This window comes from Polaribacter sp. NJDZ03, from assembly GCF_019263805.1.
Lineage (GTDB): Bacteria > Bacteroidota > Bacteroidia > Flavobacteriales > Flavobacteriaceae > Polaribacter.
Genome location: NZ_CP079195.1, coordinates 3,421,413 through 3,439,498 on the forward strand (window position 1 = coordinate 3,421,413; position 18,086 = coordinate 3,439,498).

Genomic DNA, 18,086 nt, shown 5'->3' on the forward strand with positions numbered 1-18,086 from the left:
CAACAAAAATGGCAGATTTATTTTATTTATTTAAATCAAAAAATCCACATAAATTATATGTGGATTTTTATAAATTATAGAAAAATGGCCTTCTACATATTTCTTCTATATTGTCCGCCAACTTTAAACAACGCTTCTGTAATTTGCCCTAAAGTACAAACTTTTGTAGCTTCCATTAATATATCAAACAAGTTTTTATTTTGAATTGCAGCTTCCTGTAAAATTGCAATTTGAGCAGCAACTTCAGTAGGGTTTGCATTATTCAATAAATCTTTCGTCTTAATTTGAAATTGTTTCTCTTCTTCCGTTGCTCTAATAATTTCTGCAGGCTGAACCGTTGGAGAGCCTTTAGAACTTAAAAAAGTATTTACACCAATAATTGGGAATTCTCCATTGTGTTTTAAGGTTTCATAATACAAACTTTCTTCTTGTATTTTAGAACGCTGATACATCGTTTCCATGGCTCCTAAAACACCACCACGTTCTGTAATTCTATCAAATTCATCTAATACTGCAGTTTCAACCAAATCGGTTAATTCTTCAATAATAAATGCACCTTGTATTGGGTTTTCATTCTTCGTTAAACCTAATTCTTTATTAATAATTAACTGAATAGCCATAGCTCTTCTTACCGACTCTTCTGTAGGTGTTGTAATTGCTTCGTCATACGCATTTGTGTGTAAAGAATTACAGTTATCGTTAATTGCATACAATGCTTGCAACGTAGTTCTAATATCATTAAAATCGATTTCTTGCGCGTGTAAAGAACGACCAGAAGTCTGAATATGATACTTTAACATTTGTGCTCTTGGGTTTGCGCCATATTTATTTTTCATCGCTTTTGCCCAAATTTTACGCGCAACTCTTCCGATTACAGAATATTCGGGGTCAATTCCGTTTGAGAAAAAGAAAGATAAGTTTGGTCCGAATTTATTAATATCCATTCCACGGCTTAAATAATACTCAACATAAGTAAATCCGTTAGACAATGTCAAGGCTAATTGCGTAATTGGGTTTGCACCTGCTTCTGCAATATGATATCCAGAAATAGAAACTGAATAAAAATTTCTTACTTGTTTTTCGATGAAATATTCTTGTACATCACCCATTAAACGCAACGCAAATTCCGTAGAAAAAATACACGTATTTTGTGCCTGATCTTCTTTTAAAATATCCGCCTGTACCGTTCCTCTAACTTGTGCTAGTGTGTCTTTTTTTATTTGTTGATAAACATCTGATGGTAAAACTAAGTCCCCAGTTAAACCTAAAAGCATTAACCCTAAACCATTATTTCCTTCAGGCAATTCACCTTGATATGTTGGTCTTTCTAATCCTTTTAAATCATAAACTTCTAAAAAAGTAGCTTCAACACGTTTTTCTAACTTGTTTTCTATAATATATTTCTCACAATTTTGATCAATGGCAGCATTCATAAAGAAACCTAACAACATAGGCGCTGGTCCATTTATAGTCATAGAAACAGAAGTCATATGATGACTTAAATCGAAACCAGAATACAATTTTTTAGCATCGTCTAAACAACAAATTGAAACCCCTGCATTACCAATTTTCCCATAAACATCTGGTCTTTTACCAGGATCGTTACCATATAATGTAACAGAATCAAACGCCGTAGAAAGACGTTTTGCGTCCATTCCTAAACTTACATAATGAAAACGTCTGTTTGTTCTTTCTGGTCCACCTTCACCAGCAAACATTCTTGTTGGGTCTTCACCTGTTCTTTTAAACGGATACAAACCTGCTGTGTACGGGAATTCTCCGGGGACATTTTCTTGTAAATTCCAACGTAATAAATCTCCCCAAGCTTTATATTTTGGTAACGCAACTTTAGGAATTTGTGTATGCGATAGCGATTCGCTGTGTGTTTCTATGTTAATTTCTTTATCACGCACTTTAAACGTGTAAATTGGGTCTTTATATTTCTGAACTTTTTCTTGCCAATTCAAAATAACTTCCCAATTATAAGGATCTAGATTTAATTTTACTTTTTCGAATTGAGCTAGTAGTAGTTTTAAGAAGAATGTTTTAGTTTCCTCGTCAGTCGTTCCTCCTTCTGTCGGAATGACATTTAACTTGTCATTCTGAACTTGTTTCAGAATCTCATCATTATCAAGTCCTGTTTTTATTAATAAAGAGGTCTCGACTGTGCTCGACCAGACATTTTCTCCTAAAGAAAGTATCGTTTGATAAATTCCGTATAACTTCTGAGCAACTACAACTTGGTCGTCTACTTTTTTATCATACGCTCTGTTACTTTCTGCAATTTCAGATAAATAACGAACTCTTGCAGGCGGAATTACAAAGATCTTTTCAGACATTTCTTTGGTAATTTCCATTTTAGATTTTAAATCTACACCTGTTTTTTCAACCAACTTGTCCATAATACTTTTGTACAAAGTATTCATACCAGGATCGTTAAACTGAGAAGCAATGGTACCATAAACAGGTAAATCATCTTGATGAATATGCCACAAATTATTGTTGCGCATATATTGTTTTTTTACATCTCTAACGGCGTCTAAAGCACCACGTTTATCAAACTTATTAATGGCAACTAAATCTGCATAATCTAGCATGTCAATTTTTTCTAACTGAGTTGCTGCACCAAATTCTGGTGTCATAACATATAAAGAAGTATCAGAATGTTCTATAATTTCGGTGTCGGATTGTCCGATACCAGAAGTTTCTAAAATAATTAAATCGAATTCTGCAGCCTTTAAAACTTGTACCGCTTCATTTACATATTTAGACAAAGCTAAATTAGATTGTCTTGTTGCTAAAGAACGCATATATACACGAGAATCATTTATAGCATTCATTCTAATTCTATCACCTAAAAGTGCACCACCTGTTTTTCTTTTTGATGGATCTACAGAAATTAAACCAATAGTTTTTTCTGGAAAATCGATTAAAAATCGACGAACTAATTCATCTACTAAAGAAGATTTTCCAGAACCACCAGTTCCTGTAATTCCTAGAACAGGAGTTTTAGAATCTTTATTTTTAATATGAATTTTATCTAAAGTTTCTTTTGCTATTTTAGGAAAATTTTCTGCAGAAGAAATTACTCTTGCAATTTTACCAATTTCTTTATTTGCTAATTCTTTTAGATCCACATTTAATTCATCTCCAACAGCAAAGTCAGAAATTTGTACCAAATCGTTAATCATTCCTTGCAAACCTAAAGCTCTACCATCATCTGGAGAATAAATTTTTGTTACTCCATAATCCATCAGCTCCTTTATTTCTTTAGGAAGGATTACGCCACCACCGCCGCCAAAAATTTTAATATGTCCAGCACCTTTTTCTTTCAATAAATCAAACATGTATTTAAAATACTCATTATGTCCTCCTTGGTAAGAAGTAATTGCAATGGCATTAACATCTTCTTGTATGGCACAATTTACCACCTCTTCCACAGATCTATCATGACCTAAGTGAATCACTTCTACACCTGTGGCCTGAATAATTCTACGCATAATATTTATAGAAGCATCATGCCCATCAAAAAGAGCAGCAGCAGTAACAATACGTACTTTGTGTTTTGGTTTATAAGATGTAATTTGTTTCATTCGTAAAATTTATATAAAATTAGTACTGCAATTTAGTGAATTATTAAAAAAATACATATTTTTTTAATGTATTATTGTTTTTCAAGGATTTTAGAGTTAATTCCATTTACATACTCTTTAACTACGTTCAGTTCCTTTGCATAAGAACAACCTTCAAATCCATTGATGTTTTCTAGGCGAACTGTTGCATTATAATATGTTAAATAGAGTGATGACAGTGGTAAATAAGTCCAATGCCATTTTTCTTCACTATAACCTGTTCTTCCATTTTCTTTGGAAGTATACACTTGATAAAAACCAAATATATGTGCATTTTGAAACAACCAATTGTATTCTTTTAGTCCTTTTCCATTTCCGAAATAAGCATTATTAAGACTGTTAATGTCTATATCCGTTCCCCAATGATGACGAGAAGTGGAAGGCATAGAACTAAATTCTAAAATCTTTTTTGCTCTATTTAATGGAGGTAAACTTTTATATTTATCATTCCATTTGTAATCCCAAATACGTTTTTGATGATTAAAATTTCTGGTTCCTGATAGTATGGTAAATGAAATATCTTCTTTTAAAGCGGCATTATTCATTTGTAAAAAAGCCTCTAAAACGTCTTTTCTTAAGTATATTTTTTTTGATGAGTTTTCTTTTGGTACCGTTGTAAAATCTGAATTTTCTGTGTAATTAAATTTTCCTAAAACATAATTTGTGTTTAGATATTTTGGATATATAGGAATGGATTTTTTTTCCTCAACAACTTCAGTAGTTTGTATTGCAATTTTCTTTGGTGTAGGCTTACAACCATTAAAACATCCGAAGAGAAAAAGAATACCTATTAGTTTTAAAGGTACTTTATAAATGCCCAAAATTTCCGTTTTTTTATGTAGTTAAAATTATTTTCATTTTGATAAGCTTCACGTTCGAAACTTATATTTTTATAAGCAAGGTAACTGTTTTTATGTCTTAAAATTTTAAAAACCCACTCTAGGCTATAAAAAATGTAGAAGAATATCAGTAACAATTCAGCTTGCTGTTTTAAATGTATTTTTTCATGGTTTACTAAAACTTGATCATCTTTTAAATCTTTCTTTTTTAGAAAAATAAAAGGAAACAAAGTGATGCCCACAAAACCTTTTGGTATTAAATATTTAGCAATTAGAATCATTAATTAAAGTTAAACAATATTCATTACAAAGTAAATATATTTGGATAAATTTCTTCACATAAGATAATGAAGTAAGGAGTTTTTTAAATCTTATTTTGCAATTATCAATCAAACTTAGAAGCAGATTTTTTTTACAATGAATGTATTTCTATTTGTTATAAGATTCATTTTTGCTTGTTAATAAGAGTTTTACGATTCTTTTGGCATGTTTATTGCAGATTATAAGAAGTGTAGAAGCATTTAGAAATTACATTTTTTTTGAAAGGAAACAATGTGGTATTAAGAAGATGTTAGGTGAAAAAAAAGTAGTCTTGTACATCATTTGAAAGGTAATGCAAGTTGTAAAACACTTGTTTGGTCTATTTTTTAATTTTGCAGACAGTGCTTTAATTGAATTAATAATATAAAACAAATCTCATGAAAAAAACATTTTTACTTTTGTTTAGTACTGTACTTTTAGCATCTTGTAGTGCTATAAAGGTTACAACCGATTATGATAATAAAGTAGATTTTACTCAATATAAAACGTTTGCTTTTTATAAACCAGGAATCGATAAAGCAGAGATTTCTGATTTAGATAAAAAACGAATTTTACGTGCCATAGAATCAGAATTACTAGTACAAGGATTCACAAAATCTGAGAATCCAGATATGTTAGTGAGTATTTTTACTAAATCTAGAGAAAAAGTAGACGTAAACCAGAATAGAAATTTTGGCTATGGTTACGGTTGGGGCTGGAACCCTTGGATGATGGGAGGAAGAAATAACATAAGTGTTTCTCAATATACAGAAGGTACGTTGTTTGTAGATTTTATTGATAAACAGCAAAAAGAATTGATTTGGCAAGGAATTGGAACAGGAGCTTTAAAGCTTCAAAATAGAGAAAAAAAAGAGGCTAGAATTAAAGAGTTTGTAAAAGAGATTATTTCTAGATTTCCACCAAAGAGAGAAAAATAAAAGTTAAAAAAGCGTTCTTAGGAACGCTTTTTTAATGGATTAAAAACTATTTTTGCAGTGTGTATAATAAAAGAGTAGCATTAGAAGAAGGTGATTTTTATGTAAACGAACAAGGTTATAAAGTGTTTACAGAAAAGTTTCATCTAAAAAGAGGTCATTGCTGTAAAAGCGGTTGTAAACATTGTCCTTATGGATATGATAAAAAAACAGATACTTTTAAATAAAAAGGTGACTTTCTGTAGAAAAGAGTTTCATAAGAATAGATAAATTTAGAAAAAATGATAAAAAAAGTTTTAATTTTAATGATTGCAATTCAGTTTGCAGGATGTGCAGAATTACAAAAAGTAGCAAACCAAGTAACTCAAAGTACAGGTTTAAGTCAAGAACAAATTGGTAATGGTTTGCGTGCGGCTTTAGATAAAGGAATAAAGGATCAAGTTTCTAAATTAACTGCAACAAACGGATTTTATAAAAATGAGTTGGTAAAAATTATGTTGCCAGAAGAGTTACAAGCTGTAGATAAAGGTTTGCGTAATATTGGTTTAAGTAATTTAGCAGATGAAGGAATTAAAGCTTTAAACAGAGCGGCAGAAGATGCCGTTAAAACGGCAACGCCTATTTTTGTAAATGCAGTAAAAGACATGTCTTTTGCAGATGCTAAAAATATTCTTTTAGGAGATAAAAATGCAGCAACTACGTATTTACAAACCAAAACGACTACTAGTTTAACAGCAAGTTTTAGCCCTGTAATTAAAAATTCTTTTTCTAAGGTAGGAGCAGATAAAATTTGGAGTAATTTAATTACAAAATATAATTCTATTCCTTTTGTAAAAAGTGTAAACCCAGACTTAACACAGTATGTAACTGCAGAAGCTTTAAAAGGAGTTTATACAATGATTGAAATAGAAGAAAAAGGAATTAGAGAAAATGTAGGTTTGCGTAGTACTACTTTATTAAAACAAGTATTCGCTTTACAAGACAATAAATAACAATACCCCTTTATATTTTTAAAGGCATTTAAGACTCACTATTTATAAATAGTGAGTCTTTTTTTTTTCTTCATATTTATTATTTATCTTCTTTCCTGTAAATAATGTGCCTATTCTATCACTAAATTTTACTAAATATCATTAATTTTCAAAGTATTAAAAAGAGTTTTTTAGGCGGTTTTCTCTATTTTTTCGTGATAATAAAAGAAAAAGCACTTTTAGTTTCAACTTTATAAAAATGAATTTTAAAAGGGGTATATTTTTTTAATACTATCATTTTCAGTAGGTTACTGTTTAGTATTAACCTAATTAGTCTTTTTTGTGATGTTTAAGAAGAAATTAGCAAAATGAAATAAAAAAGATGTTCATGAAATTTTTGCTTTAATTGAGAAAAATGAAGTTAATGGTTTTAAAAATAATAATACTCAATCCGATAATTCATTAAATAATTAACTTTAAAATTATTGGTTACTTACTTTTCTTATAAAAATATTGTGAAATCTGTTAAGTTATTGTTAAATAAAAAAAGTTATTTGTTAAGTAATGTTTAAGGTATTGTTTAATATACTGAATATTATTCAATAAAATTATGGTTTTTTATTTAAAAAATAAATAAATGTTAATCTTTCTTTTTTATATTAAGAAAATTTTAAGATTTTTGGAACATAATTAATTCAAATAGATATTACAATGAAAAAATTTTTTAAGGTATCCCTCATACTATTTTTGGGGTTGATTGTGCAAGTTACTTTTGCTCAAAAGAAAACTATTTCTGGGACAGTCTCAGATGAGTCAGGGAGTTTACCTGGTGTAAGTGTTTTAGTAAAAGGTACTAATACAGGAGTAGAAACAGATTTTGATGGAAACTACAAAATTGCTAGTAAAAGTGGAGACGTGTTAGTATTTAGTTACTTAGGCTTCAAGTCTACACAAAAGAAAGTAGGAGCTTCGGCTGTTATTAATGTAGTTTTACAAGAAGATAGTAGTGTCTTAGAAGAGGTTATAGTTGTGGCCTTTGGTACAACAACCAAAGAAGCTTTTACAGGTTCTGCAAATGTTGTAGGTGCAAAAGATTTAGCACTTAGATCTGTAACATCACCAATTGGAGCTATTGAAGGTAAGGCAACTGGTGTTCAGTTTGTTGCGGCATCAGGTCAACCAGGTTCTTCTCCAGAAATTGTAATTCGTGGTGTTGGTACTCTTAACGGTAGTTCAACTCCATTATACATTGTAGATGGAATACAGTTTGATGGTTCATTAAGTTCTATCAATCAAGATGATATTGCTTCTATGACAGTTTTAAAAGATGCAGCTTCAACGTCATTGTATGGTTCTAGAGCAGCAAATGGTGTAGTTATTATTACAACAAAAAAAGGAAGAAATAATAAAACAACTGTAAGTGCATCAACTCAATACAGTGTTATTACAAGATCTGTACCTAATTATGATAGAGTAGGAGCTGGTTCTTATTATGAGTTAATGTGGGAAGGTTATAAGAATACAATTGGTGGTGCAAATCCAGAAATTGAAGCTTCTGCAAAAATATTTAATCAATTAGGTTATAATCCATTTAATGTTGCAAATGATCAAATTGTAGGTACAGATGGTAAATTAAACCCTAATGCAAAACTTAAGTATGAGTCTTTAGATTGGTTCGATTATTTAGAAAGATCTGGTAGTAGAAAAAGTCATTCTGTAAATGTTGCCTCTGGTGGCGAAAATCATTCTATATTTTATTCTGCATCTTATTTAAAAGAAGAAGGCTATGTTATAGAAAGTGATTATGAAAGAGTAACGAATAGATTAAATGCAGATTTTTCTCCAACCGATAATATTACTGTTGGTGGTAGTGTGTATATTACAGCTACAAATTCTCATGGACCAACTAGTGGAGGGGATAACTCTACAGTAAATCCTTTTAGTTGGGCTAATGATTTAGGTCCTATTTACCCAGTTTATCAAGTAGGTATCGATGGTAAAATATTAAATGATATATCAGGTAATCCTTTATATGATTTAGGAGAAGGTTACCCAGATAGTAATATTCAAACAAGACCTTATAATCCAGGAAGACATGGTATTGCAGAGTTAATTTTAAATGAAGATCAAGATAAGTTAAACTTATATGGGTTTAGAAACTACCTTGAAGTAAAACTTGCAGAAGGATTAAAGGCTAAGGTAACTTACGGTAGAGATATTCAAGATAACATCACTAAAGGTTATGAAAACGAAACAGTAGGAGATGGAGCACCAACAGGTAGATATAGTGAAGATAGATTTAGGAGAGTTGTAGAGAATTTTAATCAAATTTTAACTTATAATACTTCTATTAAGGATATTCATAATATAGATGTTACTTTAGGTCATGAAAGTTTTGATAGAAGTTTTTCTACATTAGGAGGTATTGCTAATACGCAAGCTGCTGCAGGCATTTATGAATTTGATAATTTTGCTGCAGGAGATAATGTAAATGGAAATAGTACAGATCATAGAATTGAAGGTTATTTTGCAAGATTAAACTACAACTTTGATAGCAAATATTACTTAAGTGCTTCTGCAAGAAGAGATGGTACATCTAGGTTTTCTAAAGATGCACGTTGGGGAACTTTTTATTCAGTAGGTGGTTCTTGGAGAATTGACCAAGAGAAATTTATGGAAAATATTTCTTTTATAGATAGATTAAAATTAAGAGCATCTTACGGTGAAATTGGTAATGAAAGAGTAGGTTCTTTTTATGCTTCTCAAGCATTATATGAAATAATACCAAATGCTGGTACACCTGGTATTATTTGGAGTAATACAGGGAATGTAGATTTAGAGTGGGAAAACCAAGTTAGTTGGGATGTTGCTTTAGAGTTTAGTATGTTTAATAATGTATTAGATGGTTCTGTAGAATTTTACAAAAAATCTTCTCAAGATTTATTATATGAATTAGGTATTCCTCTTTCAGAAGGATTAGATGTATTCCCTACAAATTTAGGAGATCTTTACAACCAAGGTATAGAGGTTAGTTTAACAGGTCACTTATTAAGAACAAAAGATTTTAATTGGGATTTAAGTGTACAGGCTAGTACTTTTAAAAATGAAATTACAAAAATTGATAGTCCTGCAGATAACGATTCAAAACGTTGGGAAGAAGGTAGGTCTATATATGATTACTATATTTATCATTATGCAGGAGTAGATGTAGATAATGGAGATGCACTATATTATATGTTTGAAGATGCAGTTGATGGTGGAAGAGTAGCTGTTTTAAACGCAGATGGTACACAAGCCACTACTAACGATTTTCAGGATGCCGGAGAGGCGTTTACAGATACTAGTAGTATTCCAGATTTATTAGGGTCTGTTTCTAACTCATTTAGATATAAACAATTTACACTAGACTTATTATTTACTTTTGGTATTGGAGGAGAGATTTTAGATAGTGGATATACTTCATTAATGCACCCAGGAACTTTTGGGAATGCTTTACATGTAGATGCAAAAAATGCTTGGAGAGTTCCTGGAGATGTTACAGATGTACCTCGTTTAGAAAACGGAAACCCTAACCAAACAGTTGCAGGTTCTACTCGTTTTTTAACAGATGCATCTTATGTGGCTTTAAAAAATGTAAACCTAGGATATAGTTTTGATAAGGATGTTGCAGAGAAGTTAGGTTTAAGTAATTTACGCGTTTCTCTTTCTGGTGAGAATATTTTTATCAACACGGAAAGAACTGGGTTAAATCCTCAATATAGTTTATCAGGAACACAAACTGCATCTGACTATAGTCCTTCTAGAACAGTAACTTTAGGAGTAAATCTATCTTTCTAGAAGTCATTAAATTATATAAATTATTAAATAAAAACATTATATTATGTTACGAAAAATTAACCTATTAATTTTAGGATTACTAGTAATGCTAATTACCAGTTGTGAAGATGACTTTTTAGAAACAACACCAACAGATTCTATTGCAGAAGTAGAAGCTTTTGCAAATGTAGACAATATGTTTTTGGTGTTAAATGGTTTGCATAGAGTAATGTATGCTCAAAATCCTATATCAGGAGGGACATCAAGTAGAAGTGGACAGAGTTTTTATATCCCGGCTTTAGATGCTATGGGTGGACAAATGATTCACTCATCACCAGGAAATGGTTGGATGAGAAGTGAATTAAGGTGGTTAACACATACAAACGCAAACTTTACAACAGTAAATAACTTTTGGTATATGCGTTACCATATTATAGCTACTTCTAACAATCTAATTAATTTAATTGAAGAAAAAGGTTTTTCTGAATCAGATGAAGATGTAAGAAATATTCTAGGTCAAGCGTATGCGTATAGAGCTTGGGCATATCATCAATTAATTTCAACATTTGCAAAAGGGTATTTAATAGGTAGTCCTGCTACAGATGCTGGTGTTCCTTTGTTGTTAATTACTGGAGCTCCTTATACAAGTGCTCCTAGATCTACAGTTCAGGTTGTTTATGATCAAATAAATGCAGATATAGCAAATTCTATAAGCTTTTTTGATGGTGCCTCTAAACCAGATAATAAATCTCATTTATCTATAAATGCAGCTCAAGGTTTAAAAGCTAGAATAGATTTAACGCAAGGTAAGTGGCAAGGTGCAGCAGATGCTGCAATAGCAGCACGTGAAGGTTTTCCATTGTTAGATGAAACTAAATGGTTATCTGGTTTTAATACGGTAGAACTTTCTGAAGTAATTTGGGGAGGTACTGTTATTGAGGCAGAATCAAACTTTTTTCAATCTTTATTTTATTTTATTGGACCAACTTTTAATGGTAGTCAAAATAGATCAAACCCTAAGTTAATTAATAAAGAGGTTTACGATGCAATACCGTCTACAGATTTTAGAGTTAACATGGCATTACCATTGGCTCCAAATACAAATTCTTCTGCATCTAACGGAGAAGGTGGTAGTTTTGAGACTGATCCAAATTATACTTCAGCAGAAGAGTTTTTTGCAGCTAAAACAGAAGTTTTAGAGAAATATGGTATGACTTCTGCACATAATACTCATCCGTATATGGCAGTTAAATTTTTACAAAAGAATCCAGGATCAATAGATCCAGATGATGTTCTTTACATGCGTTCTTCAGAAATGTATTTAATAGAAGCAGAGGCTAAGGCGATGTTAGATGATGTAACTGGAGCACAAGCTGTTCTTCAGGTTTTTGGAGCTAGTAGAGATACTGCTTATGATGCTTCTGTATATACTTCTAAAGAAGCTTTAATGGCGCATATTAAATGGCAAAGAAGAGTAGAGCTTTATGGAGAAGGATTTAGTTTCCATGATCACATCCGTTGGGATGAAGGAATCGATTTAACAAATTCTGGAGCTGATGATAATTTATATAGAGATGGTTTTATTCAAGAAAAGCCTTCTTTAAATGATGCTTGGATTTGGAAAATTCCACAAGATGAAATTGATGCAAACCCAAATTTAACGGAAGCAGATCAAAATTAAGAAGTTATTTTTAACTTTATTAAATATTTAAAACCACCTTTTTTAAGGTGGTTTTTTATGATTAAAGCTTAATAGATATTAAAAAACTCTTTGTTTGTAAAGCAAAGAGTTTTTTTTGTTGTGATTTTATTTTAAAAGTTCTTTTTTTAATGAAGCGTTTTAAAGTAGTCAAATGCTTTTATTAACCGACTTCCGTACCAAGAAAACATTTCTCCATCAACAAGAACTGCTTTTGCTTGTTGGGTATGTTTTTCTATTTCTAGAAGATGTGTTTCTTTAAAAGGATAAGGTTCGGAAGATAAAAACACGAAATCTAGTTCTTCATGTAATTTCATTTCTTCCAAATCAATTTCTGGGTAACGTTCTTTATGCTGATAAATATTATCAAACTTGTTTAAAAGCAGTAAATGATTTATGAACGTAGAGTTTCCGACAGCCATCCAAGGAGTTTTCCAAATAAAATAAACTACTTTTTTTGCTTTTTTATTTTTGATAAATTCTTTAAAAATTGCTAATTCAGAATTAATTTTTAGAATAATTTCTGAGGCTTTATTTTCTACGGAAAACAACATTCCATATTGTTTTATCAGTTCTAAATTATCATCAATTGTAAAAATATCAGAAACATGTGTTGGCGCAATTTTTTCGCAGCTCCCAACAATTTGTTTAGTATTTTCTTCTTTATTACAAAGAATGATATCAGGCTGTAAAGCCTTTATTTTATCAATGTGAATATTTTTTGTACCACCAACAATCGTTTTAGTTTCTTTTAAATGATTGGGATGAACGCAAAATTTTGTAACACCAACAATTGAGTCTTCTAAACCTAAGTCGACTAATAATTCTGTTAAACTTGGTACAAGACTAATAATACGTTTCGGCGTTTTATCAAACGTTAAAATCCGCCCTATTTGATCTTGAAATTCCATGAACTTATTGCGCTAAAATAGTCGCCATTTCTTGTTGTAATTCTTCGGCTTTTAAAGCAGCGTTTTGAGCAAAATTTTCATCTTTAGAAGCGTAAATAATTCCTCTAGACGAATTGATTAATAAACCAATATTTTCTGATAAACCATATTTACAAACATCTTGTAAATTACCTCCTTGAGCGCCAACACCAGGAACTAGTAGGAAAGAATTAGGAACAATTTTTCTAATTTCTGTAAAATATTCTGCCTTTGTAGCGCCTACAACATACATTAAGTTTTCAGAATTTTTCCATCCTTTAGAAGTCTCTAAAACCTCTTTATATAATTCTCTACCATTTACTTCTTTTGTCTGAAAATCGAAAGCACCTTCGTTAGATGTTAATGCTAACATAATAGTATGCTTGTTTTTAAAGGCTAAAAAAGGCTCTACAGAATCTTTACCCATATAAGGAGCAACAGTTACAGAGTCGAATGCTAAATCTTCTAAAAATGCTTTTGCATACATAGTTGAGGTATTACCAATATCGCCACGTTTTGCATCTGCAATTGTGTAGATTTCTGGGTAATTTGTATTTAAATACTGAATCGTTTTTTCAAGTGATTGCCATCCTTTTATTCCGTATGCTTCGTAAAAAGCGGTATTTGGTTTATAGGCAACACACAAATGATGCGTAGCATCGATAATTGCTTTGTTAAATGCAAAAATAGGATCTTCTTCTTTTAAAAGATGCTGCGGAATTTTGTTTAAATCCACATCCAATCCGATACATAAAAATGATTTTTTCTGTTTAATTTGGGCAATAAGTTCTTGTGTTGTCATTTGTTTTCTAAAAGTTACGCAAAAGTAGGTATTTTTGTTTTTAAATAAAGCGTCTAATTGTAAGTTTTGGGGTTTTTAGATGACAAAAAAGAAAAAATAAGTAATGTTCAAAAAAATAATAATCTTAGTTTTTGTATCGTTTTTAACGAGTTGTAGTTTAGAATCTCAATCTGAATTTTCAGAAAAAGCACTGAATGAAAAAGTATATAATTTAAACGACGAAGTAAGTACGTTTAAAGAAGTAATTAATCTACATAAAGGGAAAAAGATATTCATTGATGTTTGGGCTTCTTGGTGTAGAGATTGTTTGGTAGGAATGCCAAAAGTAAAAGAACTGCAAAAGGAGTTTCCAGAAGTTGTGTATTTATTTTTATCGGTTGATGAAAAAAAGGGCTCGTGGAAAAGAGGTGTAAAGCGTTATGATGTTATTGGTGAGCACTACAATTTACCACAAGGAATGAAAAAAGGAGATTTGGTTAATTTCTTAAACCTTAATTGGATTCCTAGATATGTTGTAGTTGATGAAAACGGAAAAATAGCGTTATTTAATGCAACAGATGCTTCTGATGAAAATATAATTGAAGCATTAAAAGAATAAATACTTTAATAGTAATCATAATTGAGTGTGTGTTTTTTTTATCAGCGATAGCGGTTTAAAGGCCTATTTATACCATTAAAAAAAAACATATAAAACGTTATCGTAACTATTTGCTTTTCTAGGTGATTTTTGTCTTTCCATTTCTTAAATTTACATCCAAATTAATAAAAACATTAACAAGAACCTTTTAGGTGATAAAATAAGAATTATGAGAACAAAAATAGTAGCAGGTAACTGGAAAATGAATAATGATAAGAAAGAAAGTAAAAAACTTATCAAAGATTTAAAAAAAGCAATTAAAAATGAGAAATTAAAAAACACTCGTGTTATTGTTGCTCCTACTTTTGTAAACTTATCAGCTTCTTTAAAAGCAGCGAAAGATTCTGCTATAGAGGTAGTTGCTCAAAATATGCACCAAGCTAAAAATGGTGCTTATACAGGAGAAATTTCTGCAGATATGTTAAAAGCAATCGGAATTAAAACGGTTATTTTAGGACACTCGGAAAGAAGAACTTATTTTAATGAAACAGATGCGTCATTAGCAGCAAAAGTAGATGCTATTTTAGAAAATGATTTAGAAACAATTTTTTGTTTTGGAGAATTATTAGAAGACAGAAAATCTGAAAACCATTTTGCAGTAGTAGAAAGCCAAATTTCTAATGCATTATTCCATTTAGGAGCAGATGCTTGGAAAAGCATTATTTTAGCTTACGAGCCAGTTTGGGCAATTGGTACGGGAGAAACTGCAAGTGCAGAACAAGCGCAAGAAATGCATGCTTTTATTAGAAGTATTGTAGCTAAAAAATACAATCAAGAAGTTGCAGATGCTGTTTCTATTTTATATGGTGGTAGTGTAAAACCTGCAAACGCAGAAGAAATTTTCTCTAAACCAGATGTAGATGGTGGGTTAATTGGTGGAGCTGCTTTAAATGTAGATGATTTTACAGGAATTATTAAAGCTATTTAAGCATCGTACTTAAAGATATTTACAATAAATTTGCATCGAGATTTTAAAATCTCGATGCATTTTTTTTACAAGAAGTTTATGGACAATATATATATAGAATACAATTTTACAGTTACACCAAAAGTACCTGGAACAGAAATTTTAATTGCAGAATTAGGAGAAGTTGGTTTTGAGAGTTTTGTTGAAAATGAAAACGGAGTAACCGCTTACATTCAAAAAGATGATTGGAACGCTAGCGTTTTAGAGGACATCTTTGTTTTAAATTCTGAAGAGTTTTCTATTGAATACAACCATAGCGAAATAGCACAAACAAATTGGAATGCAGAATGGGAAAAGAATTTTTCACCTATTCAGGTGGAAGATTTGGTTAGCATTAGAGCACCATTTCATGAAAATCCTCATTTAAAGTATGATATTGTAATTGAGCCAAAAATGAGTTTTGGTACAGGTCATCATGAAACTACACACATGATGGTACAACATTTATTACAATTAGATTTAGAAGGTAAAAAAACATTAGATATGGGATGTGGAACTGGTATTTTAGCAATTTTTGCTGAAATGAAAGGAGCAAACCCTATTGATGCTATCGATATTGATAATTGGTGTTATGAAAATTCTATAGAGAATGTTGAGAGAAATAATTGTAAAAATATTTCTGTTTTTGAAGGAGAAGCGGCACTTTTAATCAATAAAAAGTATGATGTTATTATTGCCAACATCAATAGAAATATTTTGTTGATGGATATGCAGGCGTATACTAATTGTTTAAATGATAATGGAGTGCTTTTATTAAGTGGTTTTTACCAAGAAGATATACCAATTATAGATGCAGAAGTTTCTAAGTACAATTTAAAATTAGATACTGTTATAGAAAGGAATAATTGGGTTGCATTAAAATACAATAAATTGTAATTTTGTAATTATGAGCACAAAAGAAAAAGTACAAGAAGACGTTGATGTTTTAGAGCAAGAAGTTTTTCAGCATGAAATAGTGTTACATAATGATGATGTTAATACTTTTGATCATGTAATAGATTCTCTTGTAAATGTTTGTGAGCACTCATTTGAGCAAGCAGAGCAATGTGCAACTTTAGTACATTATAAAGGAAAATGTACTGTTAAATCTGGTGAGCTTAAAGATTTAGAACCAAGATGTTCTAAGTTGTTACAGTTAGGTTTGTCTGCAGAATTAGTATAATTGAAAAATTGTAGTTTATGGAAAATGTTTTTAAGTATTACGAGTTTTCACCTTTCTTTTTAGATACATCAGATAGTTTTTCTGGACATCAAATTTGTTATTCTGAATTAAATGATACTCATTTTTTAATTTTTGAAAAAAATAATGATGCATATAATTTATATGTATCAAGATATCTTAACAAAAAAGATATTGGAGTGAATACACCAGAAATATTAGAGTTATTAGTAGAAAACTACGATAAAAGTATTCCCGCTCACCGTATAATGATTAAGCAGTATCTTCATTAAAGTACCTCTTACCGAATAATTTTTTAGAAATACCTATTTTATTTTTTATTTGCAGTGACCTTTTAAACAAATTGGTGTCATATAGATAAGAGATAAATAAATGATGGTTAAAAAAAATATTCTATTAGTACTTTTTATTATTATTCCGGTTATTGTGTTTGGTCAAAATGTACCTGCTCCTGCAGGGCCACCACCACCTCCAGGTTTACCTATAGATAATTTAATTGGTTTGTCATTTTTAATAAGTTTAGGTTTAATATACGGTTCTAAAAAGATCCTTAAAGATAGTAGTAGTTAGTTTTATACTAAGTTTGGTTAGACGAAAAGGCCTTGAACATTTGTTCAAGGTCTTTTTTATTTACTCAATTTAGGTAAAAAAATAGCAATATGTTTTACATAAATATATAATCTTTGTTTGCTTGCAGCTAAGGTTTGTTTTTAAGATAGAAACCTAATAGAAATACGGATAACCATAATGTAAAACCAAATTATAGTTATATTTTTATAGTTACTATTATTTAGACATTAATGAACGCATCAGAAATAGAAAAGAAACTTCTAGACTTAATTAGTAACTTTAACAAAGAAACCTTTATATACAAGTTATTGTTAGTGTATAATTTGCCAAAAGCAACCATTACAAGATTGCAAAAAGGAACGGCTAATTTATCTAAAAATGAAGGCGAAGTCTCTTTAAAGAAAAAGTTGTTTTTTAGAGAAGAATATAAAGAAGATTTACATCTTACTATTTCTAAAATAACAAAAAAAATAAAGCACGACCAGCGGTTTGTAATTGTTACCGATTATAAAACCTTTTTGGCAATGGATACCAAAACAGGTGCAGGACTTGATATTCCTTTTAAAGACCTTCCTAAAAATTACGATTTCTTTTTGCCTTGGGCAGGAATGGAAAAAGCAGCACATCAAGAAGAAAACCCTGCAGATGTTAAAGCAGCCGTTAAAATGGCGCGCTTGTTCGATGAAATTAAAAAAGACAATCCAGACAATTCACTAGCATTTATACACGAATTAAATGTATTTCTATCGCGGTTATTGTTTTGTTTACAAAAAGATTTATATTTTTACTCAATAATATATTAAAGATTC

16 protein-coding genes are annotated in these 18,086 nt (G+C 30.5%); 12 read left to right on the forward strand and 4 right to left on the reverse strand.

Annotation, left to right across the window (positions count from 1 at the left end; translation table 11 throughout):
- Nucleotides 1-92: 92 nt before the first annotated feature.
- Both KV700_RS14510 and KV700_RS14515 read right to left on the reverse strand, forming a co-directional pair.
- Nucleotides 93-3,593 carry a methylmalonyl-CoA mutase family protein gene (locus tag KV700_RS14510; protein ID WP_218598304.1) on the reverse strand — a complete coding sequence of 1,167 codons (3,501 nt, stop codon included), beginning with the start codon at nucleotides 3,591-3,593 and terminating at the stop codon, nucleotides 93-95.
- A gap of 71 nt (nucleotides 3,594-3,664) precedes the next feature.
- The gene (locus tag KV700_RS14515; protein WP_218598305.1) at nucleotides 3,665-4,453 is read right to left on the reverse strand and encodes a M15 family metallopeptidase; all 789 of its coding nucleotides are present in this window, start codon (nucleotides 4,451-4,453) and stop codon (nucleotides 3,665-3,667) included.
- A 716-nt stretch (nucleotides 4,454-5,169) separates the two neighbouring features.
- Between KV700_RS14515 and KV700_RS14520 the strand changes: the two genes are divergently transcribed.
- The 5 genes from KV700_RS14520 (at nucleotide 5,170) to KV700_RS14540 (ending at nucleotide 12,174) form a co-directional block, all read left to right on the forward strand.
- The gene (locus tag KV700_RS14520; RefSeq protein WP_166385605.1) at nucleotides 5,170-5,709 is read left to right on the forward strand and encodes a DUF4136 domain-containing protein; all 540 of its coding nucleotides are present in this window, start codon (nucleotides 5,170-5,172) and stop codon (nucleotides 5,707-5,709) included.
- Nucleotides 5,710-5,768: 59 nt separating this feature from the next.
- Entirely contained in the window at nucleotides 5,769-5,933 is a 165-nt protein-coding gene (locus tag KV700_RS14525; protein ID WP_166385603.1) for a DUF5522 domain-containing protein, read from the forward strand.
- Nucleotides 5,934-5,987: 54 nt separating this feature from the next.
- A complete protein-coding gene (locus tag KV700_RS14530) occupies nucleotides 5,988-6,698 on the forward strand; it encodes a DUF4197 domain-containing protein (protein ID WP_218598306.1) in 711 nt (236 codons plus the stop codon).
- Nucleotides 6,699-7,388: 690 nt separating this feature from the next.
- Nucleotides 7,389-10,514, forward strand: a complete 3,126-nt coding sequence (locus KV700_RS14535) for a SusC/RagA family TonB-linked outer membrane protein (RefSeq protein ID WP_218598307.1) — start codon at nucleotides 7,389-7,391, stop codon at nucleotides 10,512-10,514.
- A gap of 43 nt (nucleotides 10,515-10,557) precedes the next feature.
- Nucleotides 10,558-12,174 carry a RagB/SusD family nutrient uptake outer membrane protein gene (locus tag KV700_RS14540; RefSeq protein ID WP_218598308.1) on the forward strand — a complete coding sequence of 539 codons (1,617 nt, stop codon included), beginning with the start codon at nucleotides 10,558-10,560 and terminating at the stop codon, nucleotides 12,172-12,174.
- Between the two features lie 146 nt (nucleotides 12,175-12,320).
- On the opposite strand, the gene KV700_RS14545 is transcribed toward KV700_RS14540, so the two are convergent.
- Nucleotides 12,321-13,103, reverse strand: coding sequence for an ABC transporter substrate-binding protein (locus KV700_RS14545; protein ID WP_218598309.1), 783 nt, complete (start codon nucleotides 13,101-13,103; stop codon nucleotides 12,321-12,323).
- Between the two features lie 4 nt (nucleotides 13,104-13,107).
- A complete protein-coding gene (gene pyrF, locus KV700_RS14550; RefSeq protein WP_218598310.1) occupies nucleotides 13,108-13,923 on the reverse strand; it encodes an orotidine-5'-phosphate decarboxylase in 816 nt (271 codons plus the stop codon).
- A gap of 103 nt (nucleotides 13,924-14,026) precedes the next feature.
- Here pyrF and KV700_RS14555 point away from each other — a divergent pair, with 103 nt between their 5' ends.
- From KV700_RS14555 to KV700_RS14585, 7 genes are all read left to right on the forward strand, one after another.
- The gene (locus KV700_RS14555) at nucleotides 14,027-14,521 is read left to right on the forward strand and encodes a TlpA disulfide reductase family protein (protein WP_218598311.1); all 495 of its coding nucleotides are present in this window, start codon (nucleotides 14,027-14,029) and stop codon (nucleotides 14,519-14,521) included.
- Nucleotides 14,522-14,729: 208 nt separating this feature from the next.
- Nucleotides 14,730-15,488, forward strand: a complete 759-nt coding sequence (gene tpiA, locus KV700_RS14560; RefSeq protein ID WP_166385589.1) for a triose-phosphate isomerase — start codon at nucleotides 14,730-14,732, stop codon at nucleotides 15,486-15,488.
- Between the two features lie 78 nt (nucleotides 15,489-15,566).
- A complete protein-coding gene (prmA, locus tag KV700_RS14565; protein WP_218598312.1) occupies nucleotides 15,567-16,403 on the forward strand; it encodes a 50S ribosomal protein L11 methyltransferase in 837 nt (278 codons plus the stop codon).
- A 10-nt stretch (nucleotides 16,404-16,413) separates the two neighbouring features.
- The gene (locus KV700_RS14570; protein WP_218598313.1) at nucleotides 16,414-16,689 is read left to right on the forward strand and encodes an ATP-dependent Clp protease adaptor ClpS; all 276 of its coding nucleotides are present in this window, start codon (nucleotides 16,414-16,416) and stop codon (nucleotides 16,687-16,689) included.
- Nucleotides 16,690-16,706: 17 nt separating this feature from the next.
- Nucleotides 16,707-16,979, forward strand: coding sequence for a hypothetical protein (locus KV700_RS14575; RefSeq protein WP_218598314.1), 273 nt, complete (start codon nucleotides 16,707-16,709; stop codon nucleotides 16,977-16,979).
- A gap of 100 nt (nucleotides 16,980-17,079) precedes the next feature.
- Nucleotides 17,080-17,277: a hypothetical protein gene (locus KV700_RS14580; RefSeq protein ID WP_240914592.1), complete on the forward strand. Its 198-nt coding sequence runs from the start codon at nucleotides 17,080-17,082 to the stop codon at nucleotides 17,275-17,277.
- A 230-nt stretch (nucleotides 17,278-17,507) separates the two neighbouring features.
- Nucleotides 17,508-18,080, forward strand: coding sequence for a type IIL restriction-modification enzyme MmeI (locus KV700_RS14585; protein WP_218598315.1), 573 nt, complete (start codon nucleotides 17,508-17,510; stop codon nucleotides 18,078-18,080).
- The last annotated feature ends 6 nt before the right edge of the window (nucleotides 18,081-18,086 follow it).

Excerpts from the sequence above, each read along its gene's own strand:
- KV700_RS14510 (WP_218598304.1), bottom strand. The coding sequence starts at position 3,593 with ATGAAACAAATTACATCTTATAAACCAAAACACAAAGTACGTATTGTT.
- KV700_RS14520 (WP_166385605.1), top strand. The coding sequence starts at position 5,170 with ATGAAAAAAACATTTTTACTTTTGTTTAGTACTGTACTTTTAGCATCT.
- KV700_RS14530 (WP_218598306.1), top strand. The coding sequence starts at position 5,988 with ATGATAAAAAAAGTTTTAATTTTAATGATTGCAATTCAGTTTGCAGGA.
- KV700_RS14535 (WP_218598307.1), top strand. The coding sequence starts at position 7,389 with ATGAAAAAATTTTTTAAGGTATCCCTCATACTATTTTTGGGGTTGATT.
- KV700_RS14540 (WP_218598308.1), top strand. The coding sequence starts at position 10,558 with ATGTTACGAAAAATTAACCTATTAATTTTAGGATTACTAGTAATGCTA.
- KV700_RS14545 (WP_218598309.1), bottom strand. The coding sequence starts at position 13,103 with ATGGAATTTCAAGATCAAATAGGGCGGATTTTAACGTTTGATAAAACG.
- pyrF (WP_218598310.1), bottom strand. The coding sequence starts at position 13,923 with ATGACAACACAAGAACTTATTGCCCAAATTAAACAGAAAAAATCATTT.
- KV700_RS14555 (WP_218598311.1), top strand. The coding sequence starts at position 14,027 with ATGTTCAAAAAAATAATAATCTTAGTTTTTGTATCGTTTTTAACGAGT.
- tpiA (WP_166385589.1), top strand. The coding sequence starts at position 14,730 with ATGAGAACAAAAATAGTAGCAGGTAACTGGAAAATGAATAATGATAAG.
- prmA (WP_218598312.1), top strand. The coding sequence starts at position 15,567 with ATGGACAATATATATATAGAATACAATTTTACAGTTACACCAAAAGTA.
- KV700_RS14570 (WP_218598313.1), top strand. The coding sequence starts at position 16,414 with ATGAGCACAAAAGAAAAAGTACAAGAAGACGTTGATGTTTTAGAGCAA.
- KV700_RS14575 (WP_218598314.1), top strand. The coding sequence starts at position 16,707 with ATGGAAAATGTTTTTAAGTATTACGAGTTTTCACCTTTCTTTTTAGAT.
- KV700_RS14580 (WP_240914592.1), top strand. The coding sequence starts at position 17,080 with ATGATGGTTAAAAAAAATATTCTATTAGTACTTTTTATTATTATTCCG.
- KV700_RS14585 (WP_218598315.1), top strand. The coding sequence starts at position 17,508 with ATGAACGCATCAGAAATAGAAAAGAAACTTCTAGACTTAATTAGTAAC.